At 36.6% G+C, this 22,197-nt stretch carries 20 protein-coding genes, 1 pseudogene and 1 other annotated feature; of the genes and pseudogenes, 6 read left to right on the top strand and 15 right to left on the bottom strand.

What is annotated here, in order from left to right; translation table 11 throughout:
• Positions 1-5: 5 nt before the first annotated feature.
• The 10 genes from ACH0B5_RS15115 to ACH0B5_RS15070 form a co-directional block, all read right to left on the bottom strand.
• A complete protein-coding gene (locus ACH0B5_RS15115) occupies positions 6-1,961 on the bottom strand; it encodes a TRAP transporter permease (RefSeq protein ID WP_406928049.1) in 1,956 nt (651 codons plus the stop codon).
• 11 nt (positions 1,962-1,972) lie between these two features.
• Positions 1,973-2,932, bottom strand: coding sequence for a TAXI family TRAP transporter solute-binding subunit (locus ACH0B5_RS15110; protein ID WP_406928048.1), 960 nt, complete (start codon positions 2,930-2,932; stop codon positions 1,973-1,975).
• A gap of 21 nt (positions 2,933-2,953) precedes the next feature.
• Positions 2,954-3,760: an enoyl-CoA hydratase/isomerase family protein gene (locus ACH0B5_RS15105; RefSeq protein WP_406928047.1), complete on the bottom strand. Its 807-nt coding sequence runs from the start codon at positions 3,758-3,760 to the stop codon at positions 2,954-2,956.
• 11 nt (positions 3,761-3,771) lie between these two features.
• Complete coding sequence (locus tag ACH0B5_RS15100; RefSeq protein WP_341361724.1) at positions 3,772-4,824, bottom strand: acyl-CoA dehydrogenase family protein; 1,053 nt, start codon at positions 4,822-4,824, stop codon at positions 3,772-3,774.
• Positions 4,821-5,963, bottom strand: coding sequence for an acyl-CoA dehydrogenase family protein (locus tag ACH0B5_RS15095; RefSeq protein ID WP_406928046.1), 1,143 nt, complete (start codon positions 5,961-5,963; stop codon positions 4,821-4,823). Before ACH0B5_RS15095 ends, ACH0B5_RS15100 begins: the two co-directional genes overlap by 4 nt.
• A 336-nt stretch (positions 5,964-6,299) precedes the next feature.
• On the bottom strand, positions 6,300-6,950 hold the full coding sequence (locus tag ACH0B5_RS15090; RefSeq protein WP_406928045.1) for a FusB/FusC family EF-G-binding protein: 651 nt from the start codon (positions 6,948-6,950) through the stop codon (positions 6,300-6,302).
• Positions 6,951-7,089: 139 nt separating this feature from the next.
• Positions 7,090-7,359 carry a CD3324 family protein gene (locus tag ACH0B5_RS15085; protein WP_406928044.1) on the bottom strand — a complete coding sequence of 90 codons (270 nt, stop codon included), beginning with the start codon at positions 7,357-7,359 and terminating at the stop codon, positions 7,090-7,092.
• Between the two features lie 440 nt (positions 7,360-7,799).
• Positions 7,800-7,988, bottom strand: coding sequence for a hypothetical protein (locus tag ACH0B5_RS15080; RefSeq protein ID WP_122970750.1), 189 nt, complete (start codon positions 7,986-7,988; stop codon positions 7,800-7,802).
• A 12-nt stretch (positions 7,989-8,000) separates the two neighbouring features.
• The gene (locus ACH0B5_RS15075) at positions 8,001-9,194 is read right to left on the bottom strand and encodes a class I SAM-dependent rRNA methyltransferase (protein ID WP_406928043.1); all 1,194 of its coding nucleotides are present in this window, start codon (positions 9,192-9,194) and stop codon (positions 8,001-8,003) included.
• Positions 9,195-9,331: 137 nt separating this feature from the next.
• The gene (locus tag ACH0B5_RS15070; RefSeq protein WP_122970752.1) at positions 9,332-10,216 is read right to left on the bottom strand and encodes an AraC family transcriptional regulator; all 885 of its coding nucleotides are present in this window, start codon (positions 10,214-10,216) and stop codon (positions 9,332-9,334) included.
• Between the two features lie 117 nt (positions 10,217-10,333).
• Between ACH0B5_RS15070 and ACH0B5_RS15065 the strand changes: the two genes are divergently transcribed.
• Complete coding sequence (locus ACH0B5_RS15065; RefSeq protein WP_406928042.1) at positions 10,334-11,251, top strand: EamA family transporter; 918 nt, start codon at positions 10,334-10,336, stop codon at positions 11,249-11,251.
• A 143-nt stretch (positions 11,252-11,394) separates the two neighbouring features.
• Positions 11,395-11,826, top strand: a complete 432-nt coding sequence (locus ACH0B5_RS15060) for a GNAT family N-acetyltransferase (RefSeq protein ID WP_122970754.1) — start codon at positions 11,395-11,397, stop codon at positions 11,824-11,826.
• Positions 11,827-11,976: 150 nt separating this feature from the next.
• Here the strand turns inward: ACH0B5_RS15060 and ACH0B5_RS15055 are convergent.
• Positions 11,977-12,063, bottom strand: a pseudogene (locus ACH0B5_RS15055) (YjcZ family sporulation protein); the annotation flags it as partial.
• 369 nt (positions 12,064-12,432) lie between these two features.
• Here ACH0B5_RS15055 and ACH0B5_RS15050 point away from each other — a divergent pair.
• On the top strand, positions 12,433-12,609 hold the full coding sequence (locus tag ACH0B5_RS15050; RefSeq protein ID WP_191707895.1) for a hypothetical protein: 177 nt from the start codon (positions 12,433-12,435) through the stop codon (positions 12,607-12,609).
• A gap of 95 nt (positions 12,610-12,704) precedes the next feature.
• On the opposite strand, the gene tyrS is transcribed toward ACH0B5_RS15050, so the two are convergent.
• Positions 12,705-13,919 carry a tyrosine--tRNA ligase gene (gene tyrS / locus ACH0B5_RS15045; protein ID WP_122970756.1) on the bottom strand — a complete coding sequence of 405 codons (1,215 nt, stop codon included), beginning with the start codon at positions 13,917-13,919 and terminating at the stop codon, positions 12,705-12,707.
• Between the two features lie 83 nt (positions 13,920-14,002).
• Positions 14,003-14,255 (bottom strand) — a binding site (T-box leader).
• 715 nt (positions 14,256-14,970) lie between these two features.
• Here tyrS and ACH0B5_RS15040 point away from each other — a divergent pair.
• Entirely contained in the window at positions 14,971-16,095 is a 1,125-nt protein-coding gene (locus ACH0B5_RS15040) for a LysM peptidoglycan-binding domain-containing protein (protein WP_406928041.1), read from the top strand.
• 89 nt (positions 16,096-16,184) lie between these two features.
• Here ACH0B5_RS15040 and ACH0B5_RS15035 read toward each other — a convergent pair whose 3' ends face one another.
• On the bottom strand, positions 16,185-16,517 hold the full coding sequence (locus tag ACH0B5_RS15035) for an MmcQ/YjbR family DNA-binding protein (protein ID WP_341361718.1): 333 nt from the start codon (positions 16,515-16,517) through the stop codon (positions 16,185-16,187).
• 206 nt (positions 16,518-16,723) lie between these two features.
• Between ACH0B5_RS15035 and ACH0B5_RS15030 the strand changes: the two genes are divergently transcribed.
• Positions 16,724-18,880 (top strand): YhgE/Pip family protein, encoded by a 2,157-nt coding sequence (locus tag ACH0B5_RS15030; RefSeq protein ID WP_341361717.1) that lies wholly within the window; start codon positions 16,724-16,726, stop codon positions 18,878-18,880.
• A 63-nt stretch (positions 18,881-18,943) separates the two neighbouring features.
• Here ACH0B5_RS15030 and ACH0B5_RS15025 read toward each other — a convergent pair whose 3' ends face one another.
• Positions 18,944-19,726, bottom strand: a complete 783-nt coding sequence (locus tag ACH0B5_RS15025) for an alpha/beta fold hydrolase (RefSeq protein ID WP_341361716.1) — start codon at positions 19,724-19,726, stop codon at positions 18,944-18,946.
• Between the two features lie 328 nt (positions 19,727-20,054).
• Here ACH0B5_RS15025 and ACH0B5_RS15020 point away from each other — a divergent pair, with 328 nt between their 5' ends.
• Entirely contained in the window at positions 20,055-21,203 is a 1,149-nt protein-coding gene (locus ACH0B5_RS15020) for a DUF418 domain-containing protein (protein WP_341361715.1), read from the top strand.
• Between the two features lie 64 nt (positions 21,204-21,267).
• Here the strand turns inward: ACH0B5_RS15020 and ACH0B5_RS15015 are convergent, their stop codons facing one another.
• Positions 21,268-22,083 (bottom strand): undecaprenyl-diphosphate phosphatase, encoded by an 816-nt coding sequence (locus ACH0B5_RS15015; protein ID WP_341361714.1) that lies wholly within the window; start codon positions 22,081-22,083, stop codon positions 21,268-21,270.
• Positions 22,084-22,197 lie beyond the last annotated feature (114 nt).

The raw sequence follows: 22,197 nt of genomic DNA, 5'->3' as shown, positions 1-22,197 counted from the left end.
CCTCCTTACTCTTCAATTAATGTCGTAACAGGGTTCGCCTTTTCCTTCATTAGAAGTTGGGTAGCTACGATACAGCCTACAGCGACTAAAGCAATGATATTGACGAGTAATGTTGTATCCATCAAACTAATCCCTGCTACGATAAGTAACACTCTTTCGATTAAAAATGTTTTTCTAAACATAAAGCCTTTAAGTCCCGCCGCTAGCACGACTCCACCAACTATTGCTGTAATAGCTGCAAATAAATATTCGGTTACTGTACCACCCGTTAATAATAATGTTGGATTGAATATAAAGAAGAACGGAACGATAAATCCGATTAACCCTAACCGAACAGATTCAACGGACACTTTATTCGCCGATTCCCCTGCAATTCCCGCTGCTGCATAGGATGCTAATGCAACTGGAGGCGTAATACTTGATAGGGCTGCGAAATAGAAGGCAAACATATGGGCAGCAATTGGCGCTACACCTAGTTTCGTTAAAATAGGAACAGAAATCGTCGCAACGATAATATAGGCCGCTGTTGCTGGTACCCCCATACCTAAGACGATACTAATAAATGCTGTCAGTAACGCAGCTAGAAGCACGCTTTCACCTGCAAAGCCTAGAACATTATTCCCAATGATTAAGCCCGCACTTGTTAACGTAATCGTCGCAATAACAATCCCTACAATGGCGCAGGCAATCCCAACATTAATAACACCTTTTACCCCTTCAACAATCGAATCTAGTACGAGTTGGAAACTCATACGTGTACTTTTTCGAATGGCTGCAGCTGGAACGACAGAAAGTAACAAGAAGATTGCCGCGTACAAAGGAGAAAATCCTGCAAATAACATCACTAGGAGAATGAGTAAAGGGATAAAAAGATGACCGCCTTCTTTTAACACCTTTTTTGCTTCAGGTAAATTTTCTTTGGAAATACCAGATAACCCCATCTTCTTCGCTTCAAAATGGACGATCATAAACAACGTTAAATAATAGAGGATAGCTGGGATGATGGCCGCCAGTAAAACAACGGAATACGGTACCCCGAGATATTCCGCCATAATAAAGGCCGCTGCCCCCATAACAGGTGGGGCAATTAAACCTCCTGTTGATGCAACAGCTTCCACTGCCCCAGCAAATTTCTTTGAATAGCCTGCCTTTTTCATCATAGGAATCGTAACCGTACCTGTCGTTACGACGTTACTTACTGCACTACCACTAACGGTTGCCATTAAAGCGCTTGCAAAAACGGCTACCTTTGCAGGGCCACCTGCTGTTCTACCTGCAACTGTCAAAGCTAAATCATTAATGAAATCGGAAAAACCACTGTTTTTTAGAAAAGCACCGAACAATACAAAAACAAAAATGTATGTCGCCGAAACGCCTAGTGCTGTTCCAAATACCCCTTGACCTCCCCAATACATAATATTGATGACACGCTCTAAACTAAATCCATAGTGCCCTAATATGCCAGGTATATAAGCACCAAAAAAATTGTACGCCAAGAAGAATAGGGCGATTATCGTCAATCCCTTTCCAACAACACGACGGCTTGCTTCAAATAATAGAAGTAATGCGATCCCGCCGATAAAAATATCCAATGTGGAATTTTCCCCACCACTTCGTACAAAAGCATCATAAGTAAACAAGAAATAGAAAATTACTACAATGGATAAACCAATACATAGAAGGTCAAAGATTGTCGGCAACTTTCGTGAGCCTACACTCTTTTTAGTAGCCGGATAAAAGACAAAACTAAATAATAGAAGAAAACCTAAATGCCAAGCTCGGAACTTGACTGCATCCATGACACCGAAACTACTCATATATAATTGGAATAGAGTCCAAATGATTGCGACTATTACGATACCCTTTCCAAAAATACCGATATACTTTCGTGAGTTTAAATTTTTCTCCTCCAAATCCATTAACTCTTGCATATCATGATTTGTTAGATCCTTCGTAGTCATTTGAATCCCCCCTATTCCAATACGCCAATTTCTTTATAGTATTTTTCAGCCCCTGGATGAAGCGGTACACCCGCAGTACCTTCAATTGCTTTTTGAGGATCGAACTGATTAGCAATGCTATAGGATTTCTTTAGTTCATCTACATTTTCCCATAGCAGCTTTGTTAGTCGATAGGCAGCATCCTCTGAAACACTTTCGTCAATTACAATCGTGCTATATTGACCAACCGTCGTAATCGGTTCTGGCTGTTTATCGTACGTATTTGCTTCAATGACATACTCAAAGTTCCACGGGTAATCTTTTACCAATTGATCGATGGCATCAGGTGAAAAACTGAGCACCTTCGAATCAATTGTTGAAATTAATTCGGTCGTTGCCGCTGCAGGTACCCCAGAATAAATATTTACCCCATCGACTTGACCGTTTCTTATTAAATCCGTCGCTTCCGTAAACCCGACATAATTGGCATTCACATCATCAATGCTTACACCATGGGCTTCAAGAACAAGCTTCGATTCTAATTCAGTAGAACTACCGGCAGCACCAAAAACAAAACTTTTCCCCTTCAAATCTTCAATGGATTGAATATCTTCATCATCAACTACTACAATATGACTGACGTTCGGGTAAAGATTGGCTAAAATTCGAACTCCATCGTATTGTTTTCCTTTAAAGGAACCTTCCCCGTTATATGCATCATAGGCAATATTCACTGTAGTGAATGCTAAATTGGCTTCCCCTTTGCTCATTAAATTTAAATTTTCCACACTGCCATTCGATGCTTGGGAAGCAACAAGCTGTTCCATCTCTTTTGTCCATAATGTTGAAAGACCTGCCCCTAAGGAATAAAATACCCCTGTTGTTGTACCTGTTGTGAAAATAAGCGGCTCCCCATACCGTTCCACATTACTTTGACACCCCATTAAAAGACCTAGACATAACAGTACCGTTACGAAAAGGTTACGTTTCATCCCCATTTCCCCTTTAACTGCTTATTTAAAGACAGCTTTGCGTTTTTCCAACACTGCATTAACCCCTTCTTTATGATCTGGCAATTCCGTTACGATTCCCATTTTAGAAGAAATATAGTCTAATGAAGATCGTAGACTCATCGTCTGGCTTTGATAAACCGCCCGTTTAATAATTCGAATCGCTTCCTGTGGACCTTTACTTAACTTTTCCACATAAGATTGCACAAATGTGTCCAGTTCCCCATCTGGTACAACAAAAGTGACCAATCCTTTTTCTTTTGCTTCCTCCGCCGTTAGGATTCGCGCCGTCCATAACATATCCAACGCCTGATCGATTCCGACTAGTTTCGGTAAAAAGTAAGCGCCTCCATCTCCTGGCACAATCCCTACATTAATATAACTTTCTGCAAACTTAGCAGATTCTGCAGCAATTCGAATATCGCACATTAAGGCCATATCGAGACCAGCCCCCATAGCATATCCATGCATTTGGCAAATGACCGGCTTATCAATCTCCTCTAAAAGCAACGGGATTCGTTGTATTTTTTTCCAAAGGGAGTTCTTTCGAGCAAGGGCTGTAGAAGTCGTATCCTCTTTACTTTCATAGAACCCTTTACCGGCAACCATCGCTTTAACATCCCCGCCAGCACAAAAGGATTTGCCATTCCCCTTTAGCAGGACAACTCGAATTTCATCCCGATCCCTTATTTCTTCTAATGCCGCTATCCAGTTTACAATCATTTCTTCACTGAAGGCATTGTAGCTTTCAGGCCGGTTTAACGTAATCGTGGCAATAGAGTCCTTTACTTCAAATAATAAATCCGGCATATGCATCCCCCTTAAATATGTTCCATTTGTTTCTTCGTTGTTAACTGTTCCCATAAAGTTGCTGACGATTGTAACCATTTATTCGCCAGTTCTTTTTTCCAAAAACGGCCTGTGTAATCTTCGTCACGCCATGCCCATAATCGGCGTGTATAGTGATGTAATCGGTGTTCATGGGTAACACCTAACGCGGCATGTACTTGGTGGGCTGAAGTAGCAACGATTCGACTGGAGTCTTCTATTTTTAATCTGGCAAAGGCTACTTCATCATGGACTTCCCCTTGTTGTAATAGAGCGATGACGTTTTCCATCGCCGCTGCCGTTAACGCCTGTTCTCCAGCTAAAGTAGCTAAATGTTGCTGAACTAATTGAAAACGATGAATCGGACGACCAAACTGTTCCCGCTCTTTACTAAATTGGACTGATAATTCAAATGCCCGATCTATCGCACCAGTCATTTTACAAATGGTAGCAATCGTCTGTAATTTTTGAAGGAACGTAAATTGTTCTTGTGTAATAGATTGGCATGTTACAACAGCTGCATCGGTAAAGGTAACATGGTCCCGTGGTTCTGCTGCAACGTTCATTTCATGTTTTATTTGAGCATCCTTTAAATCTAGCAATACGATAAACTCTGTTCCTTGCTCTGAAGCTAAAGTTACAAGTTTCTTCGCATATCTCGCCCACGGAACATAGTGTAGGGCTCCTGAAACTTTTCCGTTTACGATGGCTAAAGGGTTTGCGTGTAAATGGACTGTCGTTAATTCATTCATTGGGTGAATATTGGCATTTTCCAGTACGACATTGGCAAAAGTATGCTCAACAAAAGGAATAGGAGCTGCATATTTCCCCATTAATCGGTATAAATGAAATAGATCTTCATAATCTCCTCCAGCTCCGCCATGCTCTTCTCGAACAGCTACTTGTTGCAGCTCATTCTCCAACATAATGTCCCATATATGTTGGGGCCACGTATTTTCTTCTAAAAGATCGACCATTTCCTTTTCAACCTTATCATTGAGTATTTTTTCAACAACATCGACAATCATGTCTTTCATTTCGCTCATCCTGCAATCACTCCTTTCGCGATAATGCCGTATAGTACTTCTGATGTTCCACCTCGGATTGTAAAGCCTGGTGCATGAAGAATAGACTCTGCTAGGAATCTATTCATTTTCTGTTCCGCTTGTAGTTGTGGATAAACATCCATTAAAAGACGAACGACTTCAGGAACTTTTTGTTCAAATTTCGTTCCAATACTTTTAACAAGGGCTGCAGGTACCATTACTTCCCCGCCTTCTTCGAGCACTTTGGCTACTCCGATGGATAAATTACGCAAGCTCCATAATTCAGCTACTAGTTTAGAAGCTTCCGCTAAACCTTCTAGATTGTTCTGTCGTTTTAACTCTTCAATTGCTTCATTTAATAATGGGAAGGTACTTAATATCCTTTCTGGGCCACTTCGTTCATATGCTAGTTCAGCTAAACCTTGTGCCCAACCATTTCCTAACGTTCCGACAACCATTTCATCCGGCACAAACACGTTATCAAAAAATACATCATTAAAATGATGTTCCCCAGTCAAATAACGAATAGGTGAAATTGTTACTCCTTCAGAATTTAAATCGATAATTAATTGGCTAAGACCGGAATGCTTCTTCTCGGAAACAGGTTCTGTACGAACGAGGGTCACCATATAGTGGGCATGTTGGGCATTACTGCTCCACGTCTTGGCACCATTCACAACCCAGCCACCTTCTACTTTTTCAGCTCTCGTTTTCACGGACGCTAAATCAGAACCACTATTCGGTTCACTAAGCCCAATCGCAAAGAAGCATTCCCCTTTTACAATTTTAGGCAAGAAGAAATTTCTTTGTTCTTCTGTACCGAATCGTAATAAAAGTGGACCCGTTTGGCGATCTGCAAACCAATGGGCCGCAACGGGAGCTCCAAAGGCTAAAAATTCTTCCGTTAAAATATAACGATCAATCGAACTACGCTCCCCACCCCCATATTTTTTAGGCCACGTCATGCCGATCCATCCTTTTTCTGCCACTAGCTTCGAAAAATTGGCATCACAGCCACTTAACCAGGAATCGCATTTCGTTTGAAATGTCCCCTTACTCAACTCGTCTTGTAGGAAAGCACGAACCTCTTCCCTAAACCTCTCCTGTTCTTTTGTAAATTGAACCGTTGGTAATTTCAAAACAACACACCCCTTTACGCATTTGCGGTAACTGTTACTATATATTAATATTTTATATTTTCTGAATATTATAGTCAAACCGTTTTCAACAAATAAATTGATTAAAACAGAATTTTTATTGTAAAATAGAGAATTTTTATGTCAAATGAATAAGCAGTTTAATATTTAGAAATAATTGTTCCACTCATTAAGTTCAAAACAAATACAAATATTGGCGAGATAAATCAATGTAAAAATTAAAATATACTTATATTAAAAAAATGAGAAAAATTTTTATTAACAAAATAAAAAAACAATGTCTGCATTAACAGACATCATTTCAGATTGTGAAGATAGTTATATTCCTAGTGAGTCTTTTAAAAAGCCCTCTAAATAGTCTACGTTCGTAATTTTTTTATTGCATTCACTGCTATCAGCACAAATATAGTTGCCAATAGATCGATAATAATCTGGATTTTTCGTTTTCTTCGTTTTCGTTACCGTAGAAATTTGGGAAACTTCACCAAAACAATTACAGAAGGAACAAAGATTTTTTTTAGTAGTCGATGAAAATTCGCATTCAATACCAACCATTTTTCCTTCTAACTCATAGATGATTACTTTCCTATTGGATCTTAGGTCTTTCCAGCTTAAATAAGTCAGATGATGATGATCAATATTGGATAAATCCGGCAACTTTAATTTTTTTTGTTTTGGGAACATTTTTTTCAATTGTTGCTCCGTCATTATTGGGAATGGAAGCAAATATTCCGAGAGATGCTGAATGTATTGTTCATAGTCCGATTCTGTTTTCAGTTTGGAAACGTCGAGCATTTCACTTTGTTCATCTGATAAATGGGGAAATAAATCCACGATTTTAGCATTCGCTAGGTCGATTACAGTTGCTAATACATTTTTTGGAACATTCTTGTTCTTGCTGTCCTTAATAAATGCAATTTGCTTTTTTATAAAGTTTAACTGTTCATTTTTAATAAATTTTTCAGTCATTTGTATTTCTCCAATCACTTATACTATCTTTCCATTTATTTTAAACAGAACCGTAAAGTAGTTATATGGAAAAAATCATTTAGAAACGTTTTTTACATAAAACGGCACTGATGAATTACTTTTCACCAGTGCCGTTCATCTACTTTTTATGTGAATACACAATTTTTTTAATCGTTTCAATGGAAAGATAATATTCCTCTGCCAATTGTTGAATACTGCTGCCGCTAATAAAAGCACTTCGAATAGCAGCATTACGGCGATCAAGTAACCGCCTTCCTCCACTTCGAGCTCCCCATTTCTCATACTCCGTTTCTTGCTTTGGAATATAAATGGTTTCTCCTTGGACATATTTTTGAATTTCGTTAATGAGCTTTTCAGGTAAAATTTTGTTTGCGTTCGTATACTTCAATATTGCTCGCCCCTTATTTCAATTTTGGAAAAAATAAGGTGCAAAGCCAGCATATTAGAAAAGCTTATAAAGCGATAAATTAAATGTTTCGCCCCATGCAAAGTATCGCCTTTCCAATAATAGGCTTTGCATGAGTGGAAGAAGTACTAGAAAATCGTTTATGATTCCCCATCAGTAAGCACCCCCTTTAATTCATCATTATATCCGAAGCTACCCTATTATTGAATTGTTTTCCTTACATGCAAGTGAATAGAGGCAATTACTTTAAAACTACTTGCTATAGCGTAGTATCTAATATTAACTTACTATGAGTCGCAAGTAAGGCGTTACAACAAAAATAAATAAAGTATAAATACTTGTATGAGTAGATTTCTTTTAAAATTTTATATTTCCCTAAAAAACCCCCCTGTTTCATTGTTTAACTGAAACAGAGGGTTTTATTATTGCATACGTTCTAATTCTTGATATTCCTTCATATATGGGCCATTATCAGCGACCATTGAGTGAAATAGCGTTTTTATTGCTAAGTTTTTCTCTAGGCCCATTTCTACTTTTATTTTCTTTAACTCATTATGCAGTTCCCGGTGTTGGTTAATCAATTTCGTCATTGCCTTTTTATTATATTTCACATTTTCACATCCTTAGTTCATTACTTTTATAATGACAACTTTTAAATAATTAAATTCAGGAAAGTTATGTGGTACCGTAAAATCCTCTGGCAACTGATACTCTTCTATAATTTTGTAGCGAGTATTTTTTTCCTTGAACGCTTTATCAATAAATGTTTTAAACTTTTTCATATTAAAGCTTGCGTTATTCGTTGATGCAATAATCGTACCGCCTTCATTTGTAATGTCCAACGCATCTTTTAATAGCTTAGGATAATCCTTTGCCGTACTGAACGTCATTTTTTTCGTACGGGCAAAGCTTGGCGGATCCAATACGACAATATCAAATTTCAACTGATGACGTGCTGCATAACTAAAGTAATCAAAGACATTCATGACTTTAATGTCCTGGGATTCATGATTGATATCATTCACCTGGAATTGCTCAATCGTTTTTGGTAAGCTACGTTTCGCCAAGTCTACACTTGTTGTTCCTAACGAACCACCAAGTGCTGCCGCTACAGAAAAGGCACCCGTATAAGAAAAAGTATTCAGCACGGTTTTCCCATTAGAGTGATCATGCAAAGCTTTTCGAACATTCCGCTGATCTAAGAAAATTCCTGTCATGGCACCATCATTTAAATCTACCGCATACTTCATCTTATTTTCCAAAATAATTAATGGAAATTCACCTTTTTCCCCTGACACGTAATCATCTTGTCTGACATATTGCCCATTTGTATGAAAACGTAATTTTTCATAAACTCCACGCGTATTGACTACTTCATCAAGGGCTTGATAGATGTCTTCTCTGAACGAATAAATCCCTTCACTATACCAGCTCACCATATAGAATCCGTTGAAGAAATCGATTGTTAGACCACCTATTCCATCCCCTTCACCGTTAAAAACACGGAAAGCAGTTGTATCTTCTGACGTAAATAGATTTGCCCGTTTGGCTGCCGCTTCACTGATTTTTTTGGCAAAGAACTTCTTATTGATTTGTTCTTTTTCTTTTCGAGTTAAGACCCAGCCAATACCTTTATTTTGCATTCCGTAATACCCTGTTGCAATATAGCCACCATTTTTATCGATTAAGTGTAATAAGCTTCCTTCTTCAATTGTAACTTGGGAAGGTTCTATCGCATCTTTTAAAATTAAAGGATAACCATTTGTAATATCTTTAATTGCTTTAGATTGTAATCGTACTTCTCTTAACTGTCTCATTTTGTCATCCTTTATTTGTTTAATCTATACATTATGCCACTTTTCATCCTAATAAGCGAAAAAAGAGTGGTGACCATTCAAAATAAGTTACTACTTCACTTTTTTAAGTGTATTGCCCATCCTATTTCAAACATAGTTCAATTCGTTTTCATCTTCTTATAGGCTAGCGGTGTTATTTTCATAGATTTTTTAAATTGTTCAATGAAGTAGCTTGTACTATTGAAGCCTACTAGATAGGCTACGTCTGTAACATTAAGGTGCGATTGTTGAAGTAGAATGAAGCTTTTCTGAATCCGATAATCGGTTACGTAACTCAAAGGCGTTTTCTTTAAATAACGTTTGAAGTAGCGACAACATTCAGAGCGACTTAAATGACCAGCTTGCGCAATATCTTCCAATAAAATTTTTTCTGCATAATGTTGATGAATCCAATTGAGCATTTCCTTCATCCGCTCATTTTTTAACGCTTCCTTCTGTTCGTACTCTAACGGCACACCGTTTTTAATTAAATTTTTCCATATGGACGTTAACTGCATGCTAATATCTATTTCATAATAGGTGGCCTTTTCTTTAATAATCCCCGAAATTTCCTTGATTGATTGTAAAATTTGATATGCCCATAACTCCTTTGGAGACAGCCGTAAATAAGGAATATTTGTTGCATGAATATATGGGTCTACAAAATGGGCATAAAGTTCATGGGACAATACGAAACTTGGTGAAACGTTTAAACAAATATAAACACAACCCGTACCCTTTTGATCTTTTGCCATGTGTAAACAACCAGTATTGATAAAAATCCCTTCCCCTTCCCGAACAATGATTTTATCTTCATTTATTTGAAACATAGCTTCCCCTTTTATAACGACAACGAACTGAAATTCTTCATGCCAATGAAGCGGTATAAATCCATTAATATTATCGTTAATCGTCGTTTCATAACATGCCATCGGTAACACGACGGTACGATGTTCGGTTAACTCTTTTAAACTTTCGTCCACGGTAAAATTTTTAATTTGCATTTTACCACCTCAATATCCTTATATTTTTAAGTTCAATCTATATATTATTTCGTATATTTTTTCATTATTATAGAAAATGTTATCACACTATTTTTATATTTGAAGGTGGCAATATCGATGAATCGACAAAAAGGAATCGTTCTTGTACTAATTGGAGCGGTATTTTGGGGAATTGGCGGGACGGTTTCCAAAAAGCTTTTTCAACAATATGCTATTGATGTAGATTGGCTTGTAACAACCCGATTACTAATAGCAGGTGTATTACTGTTAGGAGTACAGTATTTTACAAAGGATCGCTCCCAAATATTTCGTGTTTGGAAAAATCGTAGAGTAGCAATTCCATTAGTGATTTTCGGGTTACTTGGAATGCTCGGCGTTCAATATACATATATGGCATCGATTGAACATGGCAATGCTGCTGTTGCAACTTTATTGCAATATTTAGCGCCCGTTATGATTATTATTTATTTACTACTCCGTAAACAAAGCATATTGACGCGGGGAGATATGTTAACCGTTTCCTTAGCACTTCTCGGTTGTTTTTTCTTATTAACTAATGGTTCCCTTTCCCAATTATCCGTCCCTCCTCTAGCAATTATTTGGGGATTTTTATCTGGTGTTGCTTTAGCCTTTTATACGTTATACGCGATTCCTTTACTAAAGCAATTTGATTCCCTCGTTATCGTCGGGTGGGCAATGATCATCGGAGGGATTGCTTTAAGTCTTATCCACCCGCCTTGGCAAATTAACTTGAGCAACTTTACGTTGGACACTTATTTATATTTAGTTTTCGTTATTATTTTCGGGACAATGATTGCCTTTTGGTTTTATATTGAAAGCTTACAAAGCCTAGCCCCTAAAGAATCTAGTCTTTTAGGTAGTGTAGAGCCATTAGCTGCTGTTTTAACAACGGTCTTTTGGTTAAAGGAACCCTTTGGCATTTATCAATGGCTCGGTACTCTGTTTATTATGATCATGATCGTTATACTTGCAATGAATAAAGGAAAATCTTCAGACAATCGCGAGGCCACATAAGGGGATTTAAGGGATAGTACCGATAAACACGGTATTATCCCTTTACTTTTAAACAGTTCAAGAAATTTTGTTGAATTTACAACAAAATTCATTCAATATAGATTGTATGATGACTTGTTTATGAAGAAAGGGTTGAAAAAGAAATGGAATCAAAAAGAATATTAACTGAAGAGGATTTATCAATTGCCTTTGACATTAGAAAAGAAGTATTTGTAAAGGAGCAAGGTGTTCCTCTATCAGAAGAGTTTGACGAATTTGATACTTTAGATGCCCCATGCAAACACATATTAGTTTATTATAATGAGCAACCTGTTGGAACAGGACGAGTTCGTTTCGTTGATAGTTATGGGAAGTTAGAGCGAATCTGCATTTTAGAACCTTACCGTAAATACGGTTTAGGGAAAGTGATTGTGAAAGTGTTAGAAGAAATAGCAAAGGAAAACGGTGTCGATAAAGTAAAATTACATGGCCAAACCCATGCAGAAGGGTTTTATCATAAGCTAGGTTATGAAACAGCTTCTGATGTCTTTATGGAGGATGGCATTCCTCATGTCCTAATGACAAAAAAATTCTAATGAAAAAGACACCTAAATTTTTCTTTAGGTGTCTTTTGTCTTTAGCTGTCTTATATTGAGTGCTTTATAAAGGAAAATACATTTTTAAGAAGGGATTTGTTGAATAGGTATAATGAGATGGCAAATCAATCTACCTATTTCGTCATTAAATTAGCAATCATCATGTTTCTTTTTAGCAAAATGAGCACCTACAATGATTAATAGGATAAACAGTACAACGATTAACACAAATTCCTTTTTATTGCCTCTATCGTCATAAGCTCCTCCTACATTACCATAATCATTACAGTAGTCATAAGCTCCTCCTACATTACCATAATCGTTACAGTAATCATAAGCTCCTCCTACGTTATTACCACAACCCATACCATTCACCTCCTTTACCACCATATTTTATGGTTTGTTTTGAAGGTGATAGTGTACAAAAGTGGAGTTCCAAAAATTTTTTATAAATTTTTTTGTTGTGAATGGGTTGTGAACGCCACAAAGATCATTTCGTAGAATTCATTTTTTATTATTTTCATCCTAGTAAAATCGTTAGTCTCCTTACTCATATGTATAAGTTCATCTACTCCAGCAAAAACTTTTGTAAAGGAGTGATACGACTTGGAAAAGAAGGATAATTACCCTACAACGGCACCAAAAAAGAAGGAAATTACGATTGAAACGAATTCCAATTTAGAAAATGCCATTGAAAACTCGGTAAATAAGCATAAAGAGTATGAGGCTGTGAATATTTCAATCGGTGCGGACGAAATTAAACAACAAAATGAAAATTTATAATATACTTCATTAATTTTAAAAAAAATCTGGCTACTCTTACGGATTTAGTGTACTCACTTTTTCGTAAGAGTTGCACAGTTTTTTTTCATTCATCGTTATTTTACGAAACGAAGAAATCGTTTTTTCCCAATTTGTAATACTTCTCCGTTCATTAATACGCGGTCTAATTCATCTTCACTCATTTTTTCTTTATTCAATTGAACACCGTTTTGTTTCATTAGCCGCAAAAATTCACTTTTACTTTTCACAAAACCTTTTTCAATTAATTGAGGAATGATATCTTTAACGGTTTCTGCACCTATTTCGATTAGTAGTTCTGGGATATTTTCAGGTATTTCTTTTTTGCTAAAAGCTGCTTCAAAATAGGAAATGGCTTTTTCCGTTTCTTCTTCTCCCCAGTATAATTTTGTAATATTTTCGGCTAATTTTAATTTAATATCCCTAGGATTAGCACCCTTTTCTAGTAGGAGCTTTATTTTTTCAATTTCATCTGGATGTTCGTCTGTCGCTAATTCAAAGTATTTTATAATCAATTGATCAGGGACCTCCATTACCTTTTTAAACATTACTTCAGCCGGTTCGCTGACACCAATGTAATTCCCCAGACTTTTACTCATCTTTTCTACTCCGTCTAGCCCTTCAAGGAGTGGCATAAAAAGGGCAACTTGCTTTTCGAGTCCCCAATGTTTTTGCAGGGTGCGACCCATTAAAACGTTAAAGGTTTGATCGGTACCTCCTAATTCAATATCCGCTTGAATTTCAACGGAATCATACGCTTGCATTAAAGGGTAAAAAAATTCGTGAATGCCAATTGGCACTTGTCTGTTATAACGTTTTTGAAAATCATCCCGTTCTAAAATTCTCGCAACCGAAGTTGTTGCTGCTAATTGAAGAACTTCTTCAAAGGTTAACTTTGAAAGCCATTCACTATTAAAACGGACCGTTGTTTTGTTTGAATCTAGCACTTTAAAGATTTGCTCACAGTATGTTTGGGCATTAATTTGAACCTGCTCATCACTTAGAGCTACGCGTCCTTTTGCTTTGCCTGTCGGGTCACCAATTCGACCTGTAAAATCACCAATAATAATGACCACTTGGTGTCCTAAATCTTGCATTTGTTTTATTTTTCTTAAGACAACGGCATGGCCTAAATGAATATCCGGTGCAGAAGGATCCAATCCTAATTTAATCGTAAGCGGAGTCTTCGTTTGATAGGACTTTTCTAGTTTTCCTAATAACTCCTCTTTATTGACTACTTCATGAACACCTTTCATAATGATCTTCATTTGTTCTTCAGGTTTTACTAACATACGAACATCTCCTTGGAATATTATTTCTAATATTGCAAGTTCTATAAGAAACAAAGGATAAAAAAACGCCCTTTTGGATTAACCAAAAGGACGATTCATCTCGTGTTACCACCTTTAATTCATAAGCAACTCACATTGCTTATCTTCATAAGTACAGTCTTTTGACGATACTTTCGCACATGATGACGGGTGCTAAGCCGGCGTAGCCTACTAAGGAAATCCTATTCGGTACACAGCTCCAAGATGTATTCACAATCGTTCAACGTGCTCCTCTCATCAACCGGTCGCTTTCTGTCTGTTTACATGATTGCTACTAATTCTTTTCATAGCCTTTGTTCTTATACTCCGAAATGTTGAAAACAAATCTTCGTTATGCACATATTAATTGTTCTTTATTTTATCCATTCATTTCAATTTGTCAACATGAAAAATTTCTTCTTATATAAAGAAGCGTATTAATTAATCCTTTTTATCATATTTATCCCTGCGATTTCAAAAACGCATCCATTTATATAATCGTCTATCAGAACCTATTATTCCTATCCAAAAAGATGATTAAACTGGATTTATTAATCTAGATAACTTTTTGTTTTCATCATAATTGGATTTGTTATTCTTTCAATTTTGGATAGTAAGCAAAGTTCAATGACCCATTCAAATATTGGTGGATAGTCGTAATCGCTATATTTGGGGAGTAGCAAGTTTTTGTTTATTAGGTAATCGTTTAGTGGCTGATAGATTTATCACTTATATGGAAGATATTTATAAAGAATAGATAATAAATCAGTATGTTCCTTCCCGTATTGCAGAGATTTTTATGTTCCGTCATTCCAAAAACGATTATGAAATATTACAAAAGTAAATTCCGATTGGAACGGTACAAACTGGCTTTTTTCTCTTAATGTGGCTATGCCCCCTATATTATTCATTAATAGTATTGCAATATAAATGCCATAGACGTAAACGAATTAACACCTCCCTGTGCTTTTTGTCAGAAAAATCTATGTTAGGATTATTAAAAATTAGCAACAAGAACATGGAGGATAAATAAATGCTTAAAAAAATGATGTCAATTGTACCTGTTGCAGCACTTTCTTTAACTGTAGGTGCTACTGCACAAGCTGCAACGGTGACAGTGCAAAAGGGAGACACCCTTTGGGATTTAGCCCAAGAAAACAATACAACAGTAGAAAATATTCAATCAGTAAATCATCTTACAACTGACCTGATTCATCCTGGAGATTTCTTAACGATTCCAAGACAAAATGAATATGGTGTAAGATCTGGTGATACATTATGGGACATTGCTCGTCATCATGGAGTAACTGTTTCTCAAATTAAAGAATGGAATCAACTACATAGTGATTTAATTCACCCTGGGGATATCTTGACGATTGCCCAAGAATACTTCGTTGAAAACGGCGACACATTATGGGATATTGCTCGAAATCATGGGGTAACCGTTTCACAACTTAAAGAATGGAACGCTTTAAATTCGGATATTATTCATCCCGGCTTAAATTTAGTCATCTTTAAAGGTGGAGAAAGCCATCATTCTTCTTCACAAGTTCCACAAGAAAATCCAGTTGAAGAAAAAGCTCCCGTAACAGAGGAGAAAGTAGCGACAGAAAGTGCGTCTGAGCCAGCTGCACCATCTACTAATGAAGAAGTTGTTACAGAAAGTACAGAAGAGACGGCTCCTGTAACTAACGAAGAAGTTCCTGCAGAAAATACAACTGAAGAAACGACTCCTGCAACAACTGAGGAAACTTCAACGGAAAGTAAAGAAGAAGCAGCTCCTGCTACTAACGAGGAGGATCCTGCGGAAAATACTACCGAAGAAACAGCTCCTGTAGCTGATGAAACTACAACATCAGAGGAAGCTCCAAAAGAATTTATTATGGAAGCAACGGCTTATACAGCGACATGTGAAGGATGTTCAGGTATTACAGCTACTGGAATTAACCTTTTAGAAAATCCAGATTTAAAAGTGATTTCCGTTGACCCAGAACTAATTCCACTTGGTAGTAAAGTGTATGTAGAAGGCTATGGAGAAGCAATCGCCGGAGACACTGGCGGCGCTATTAAAGGCAATCGAATTGATGTCTTTATCCCTAATAAACAAGATGCAATCGACTATGGTGTACAAACTGTAAAAGTGACAATTTTAGACTAGTAATATACAGACTATAATAGGATTTTAATAGCAAAAAGGGATCCAAAATTGGCCCTTTTTGCTTTTTTATGTTCATAATAGAACGTAAATTATTTAGCCTTCGTTAAATGGTAGCTCTCATTTATCATTTTATAAATTTCTTCTTCCGGAATGGTTCCATTAAGAATAATCGAGTTCCAATGATCTTTATTGAGATGGAATGCTGGAACTACAGAATCATAAACTTGTCGCCATAATTCAAGCATTCCAGGTTCACACTTTACATTGACCCATATATGGTGATCCTTTTCAAAAATCCATGCGAACACTTTTTTATTTTCTTTATGGCGCATTAATGTCCAATTTTTATCACGAAACGGATAATCTTCATATGTATTGCCTAACTTTAAGCAATAATCTATCACATCTTTTCTAGTTTTCATGGTTACCTCCCCTACAATCCATTTTTATCTTCCTTTGTCTTTTCAAATTCCAACTTTTCACAATAAATCCTTCTTTTAAGTATTACTTGATGATAGAATTGTTGAGCAGCGTTATACTTTTGGCTTGAATTATTTTAATAGATTTTACATAATTTAAAGGATTTTTCACATAATCAAATAAATACGAGAAGATTAGGATGAGTAGTATGTGGAGTATTTTTAAAAAGGATATTAAAAGTATTATTACTAACTGGGTTGCTGCCATACTTATCGGAGGTTTAATGCTATTACCTTCCTTATACGCATGGTTTAATATTAAAGCATCTTGGGATCCTTATAGTCAAACGGATCAGTTACCAGTAGCCGTAGTGAACGAAGATACGGGAGCTACAGTCCGTGATCAAGAATTGCACATTGGGGATGAAGTTGTTAAAGAACTGAAAGACAATAATGATATGGATTGGCATTTTGTTGACCGTAAAGAAGCAATGGATAAAGTGGAATATGGTGACTATTTTGCCGCTATTATCATTCCAGAAAATTTCTCTCAAAAGTTAGGAACGGTTATTGAGGATCACCCTGAAAAGGCAAAGGTCGAGTATTATGTGAATGAAAAAATAAACGCGATAGCGCCTAAAATTACCGCATCCGGTGCAGGCGGAATCGTCGATAACATTACAAGTAACTTTATTTCAACCGTGAACGGGACGATTTTTGAAAAGTTCAATGAATTAGGACTGGAAATTGAAAAGGATCTTCCAGACATTAAAAAATTTGAAGAGTATGTTTTCCAAATGGAAGAAAAACTACCTGAAATTCATACTTTATTAAATGAATCTTTAGCAGATGCAGAAAATGCGCAAGGCATGATTGATAAAGCTCAAGCGCTCGTTCCCGATGCAAAACGTGTGACGGGAGAAGGATTACAGACGATCGATGATACGACAGCGTTTTTGGAGAAAGCTGAAAATCGATTAAATGAAATTGCCCCTCAAGTTCAAGAAAATTTAGCGAAGGTACAGAGGATGGCGACGGAAGTAAACAATTTTATTAGTACTGTGCAATCTTCCGATATTAACTTGAACCAAGGAAAAGACATTAGTGATCAAATTAACAACCAAATCGCTACTTCCATTGAGAATATCGAAGCAATCGAGAGTGCCCTAACCCAACTTCAAGAACAAAATAATAATGAACAAGGTACAAACCAAGAACAAATTAATCAGGCACTTGAACAATTAGCTACTTTGAAAGGTCAACTGCAGACAATTCAAGAAAGCGGACAAAAGATAACAACATTCCTTTCTGATAAGCAGCAAGAACTGGACGAGTTAATCGGACAACTTCAAGAAATGGCTGCTACGACGGCAAGTGAGATTGATGCCTTTGTGAAACTATATAATGAAGAAATCGAGCCAACTGTGAAACAAGAAGTAGCCAATGCAAAGAAAACTTTAAGTGATGCTCGAGGAATATTAAGTGAAATTCAAAGGACCATTCCAGAAGTAGAGAAAATTCTTGCTAATACTGAAGGTAACTTAGGCAAAGGCGAAGATACGCTTAAAACAATATTAGGCGAATTCCCTTATGTGAACGATAAAATTAATCAATTAGCTGATCGCATTCGAGAAATCCAAGGTGAAACAAATATTAATGAAATCATTGAGCTACTGCGAAATGATCCAGAAGCTGAGAAAGGTTTCTTTGAAGAACCTGTCCTACTTAACAAAAACAGCTTATTCCCAATTGCAAACTATGGTACAGGTATGACACCTTTTTATACGGTACTTGCTATATGGGTAGGCGCCTTGTTATTAATTTCCTTGTTAGCTACAGGTGTCCATAATTCTATTGATTACACAGAAAAGCAAATCTATTTTGGTAAACTTTTAACCTTTATTACCATTGGCTTTGTCCAAGCTTTAATCGTGACATCCGGAGATATATTCATTTTAGGTGTGGATATTGCTGAACCTGTATGGTTTATCTTATTTGGACTGGTCATCAGTTTAGTATTTATATCCATTGTTTATACATTAGTTTCAGTATTTGGGGATGTCGGAAAGGCAATGGCTATTGTCTTTCTCGTATTGCAAATTGCTGGTTCTGGGGGAACTTACCCAGTCGCATTACTCCCTGAATTTTTCCAAACGATTCATCCGTTCTTACCATTCTCTTATGCAGTTGATCTAATGAGAGAAGCTGTAGGCGGTATTGTTTGGGAAAGAGTATACCGTGATCTGATGTTCTTAGTTTTATTCGGTATTATTGCATTATTAATTGGAACTTTCCTTAAAGGGCCATTAAGTAAAAAGACAAATGCATTAATGAAAAAATCGAAAGAATCCGGGTTATTTCACTAGTCATTAATCCATGTACTAACCTCCAAAAGTTAGAGTCAAACCTGACTTTTGGAGGTTTTTTCGTTAACCGATAAAATCCTTTATTAGCTCATTAAATTTCTCCCTCTCTTCCCAGAAAGGACCATGGCCGCTAAAATGAAACGGAACTAAATAGGAATTTCTCATTTGTTCATTCAATTCTAAAGCTTGACTAAAGGGAATTACTTTGTCATGAATACCGTGCACGATTAAAGTTGGAGCAACAATTTTAGGCAAATCCTCATAAAGCTTGCTATCCCTTAAAGTCATAATGATGGCTGCCGTAGACCACCCTGCTGCTTGTAAGCCTAAATTAATAAACCAATCAGAAAATGGCGTTGTAATATATTGAAAGAAAAAGGTGTCTGTTACTTCCTGCATCATCTTTGGACGGTCATTTAACGCTTGTGTCAGTAAACGATCGGCTGTTTCTGCAGTGAAACCGACAGGAACTGCAGCGTCTACAAGAACAAGTTTCGATACCCCAAACCCTTTATATCTGGACATATAACGCGTTGCAATTGCACCACCTGTAGAGTGACCGATAAGGGTAAAGTTGTCTAATTGAAGTTTTTCTACTACAGCAAAAAGATCATCTGCCAATCGGTTAAAATGGTAGCCTTCCATTGGTTTATCCGATTTTCCGAACCCTCTCCAGTCAATTCCAATACAGCGGTAACCCATTGCAGGAAGAACATCAAATTGATACTCGAACTGTTGATGACTTAACGGCCAGCCATGCAAAAATACAATTGTCTTACTACCTTTTGGATTTAAATCTTCCACATACAAATTTACGCCTTGTTCAACACCAACGTAGTATCCCATACAGATCCCCCTCTTTAAAAAGCACATTAAACATAAAATATTCACGCTAGCACTTATAGGTGAACACCTACTTGTAGATGGAATCAGCATCTCATAAAAAGAATATAACAGCGTATTTACCCTAGGGGATTAACACTTCCCTTTGTAAAAGGACTGTATTTTTTAAGTAAAAATAAGTCTTCCCCTATCTCAACAACGCATCCCTGCGCTTGTTTCGCCTTACTTTCCAATCATTTATGAATCATAGAATAAACGAGCTTTTCATAAAACTTAATAGGTGTTTGAAGAAAATTATGCAATTTTACTAATTTAAGGAGGCAATTTAATAATGAATGAAACCCAAGGAAGTCGCATTCGTTTATTGGATATCTTTAGAGGAATCGCGATATTGGGAACGTTAGGCGTAAATATTTGGATTTTTGCTCATTTAGGGGATATTAACTATATTTTCACCTTCCAAAACAATGAATGGTGGAATTCCTTTGATACATTTTTACGTACATTCTCCTTAGCGTTGTTTAACGGGAAGTTTCTCGGTCTATTAGCGATACTGTTTGGAGTTGGATTACAGTTAAAATATGAGCAATCTCTGCGTAAAGGTAAGCCGTGGCCAGGAGTTTATTTATGGGTTTGTTTCATTTTACTGATTGAAGGATTTTTGAACTTTACCTTCGTTATGGAATATGACATTTTAATGAGTTATGCAGTGACAGCCATAATCGTCGCTTTCATCGTAAAATTAGGGGATAAAGCTATTAAATGGGCAACAATTAGTTTTGGAAGTTTAAATTTCCTTCTCTATTTAACCGTCACTATACTCATTTTCACGCTGAATCGTCAGGGTGGTGATGTTTCATTAGATTTAAATGTAACACAACTCTATCAATATAGTAGTTGGTGGGAACAGGTTACTTATCGGTTAACGAATTTTTGGGCGTTGCGAATTGAGATGATTTTAAGCTTTTGCTCTAATATCTTCCTCTTTTTAGTAGGGGTATTGTTAATGCGTAAAGGGGCATTTTCCCCAAATGAAGAAGGGAATAAAATACGTAAGAAAATGCTCAAATATGGATTGTTAATGGGGATTCCATTAAACTTTTTAATTTTTGTACCAGGGGGAATTTTTGACTTAATCATTCGTTACGCATTTTCTCCAATACTTTCTATTGGCTATATAGGATTGTTCGCGTGGCTTGTAGAAAAGCGCGAAAAAATTCGCTTATGGAAATGGATCGAAAATACAGGGAAAGTATCCCTTAGCTGCTATTTGTTCCAAAATATATTATGTACCGCCCTATTCTATGGATGGGGAGCTAACTTAGGTGGGAAAATGAATTCTTTAGGTGTACTTTGCACTTTACTATTAATTAGTATCGTCCAAATCCTCCTTGCATCAATCTGGCTACGTTATGCAAAGCTAGGACCTATGGAGTCTGCACGCAAAGCGGTTTTAAAGCTAATTACAAACGAAAGATGATTTGAAAAGAGAAAAAGCCAAATTGCTCAACTAGAGAATTTGGCTTTTTTACTTGTTTTTGAGTTTAAAAGAAAATTAAAAGTAATGTCCCAACGATGAAACAGTAATATGAAAAGTAAACTAATTTTCCATTTTTCATTATTCCCATAAACCACTTCATAGCAAAATAGGACATTAAAACGGTTGCAATGAACGCTGATAAATATGGGATTGCTAAATCTGCTTTATTCGGTTCAGCTAAAAAGTCAGAGAAACCTAGAATGACACCACCTAGACTTACAGGTATATATAACATAAAGGCAAATCTCAGCGCTGTATCTTGTTTCATCCCTACAGCAATAACTGAGATAATCGTTGCACCTGACCGGCTAATTCCTGGTGTCAACGCGACAGCTTGACCTAGCCCAACAATGAATGCATCCTTAATCGTTATATCTCGCTCACCTTTCGTTCCTTTCACATTCCGAATAAACCACAAAGCAATTCCCGTTACAAAAAGCATAGCTGCAATCGTTGTCATACTAACATTTTCTGCAATATAGTCATTCAATAATATGCCAAGAACACCTGCGGGAATTGTTCCGATAATGATAAAACAAACAAAGCGGAAGTCACTTTTATAGCGATGATTTTTAGTTTTCAAATAACTAATAGAATTGCTAATCAGTCTAACAATATCTTGTCGGTAAATAAATAAAATTGCCAAAAGTGATGCCGTGTTGGTAAGAATAGCAAACGTAAATCCTTGTTCGCCAAGGCCTAACAATTCACTAGCAATCATTACATGTCCACTGGATGATACTGGTATAGGTTCCGTAAAACCTTGTACCAATCCAATAATGATCATTTTAATAGTATAGATAATTTCAGATTCGCCCATGTTATCCCCCTTTTATACCTCATCTATTTTTATAAAAACTGAATCGGTTACACTAAGTTGGACAGATACTATAAGGGCTAGTAGACTTAACATACTAACCTAAAGGGAGCCTGC

Origin of the sequence: Ureibacillus sp. 179-F W5.1 NHS (genome assembly GCF_045369345.1) — a bacterium.
GTDB lineage: Bacteria > Bacillota > Bacilli > Bacillales_A > Planococcaceae > Ureibacillus > Ureibacillus halotolerans.
Note: the sequence above shows the minus strand (reverse complement) of the source record. Positions and strands in the feature narration are given on the sequence as shown.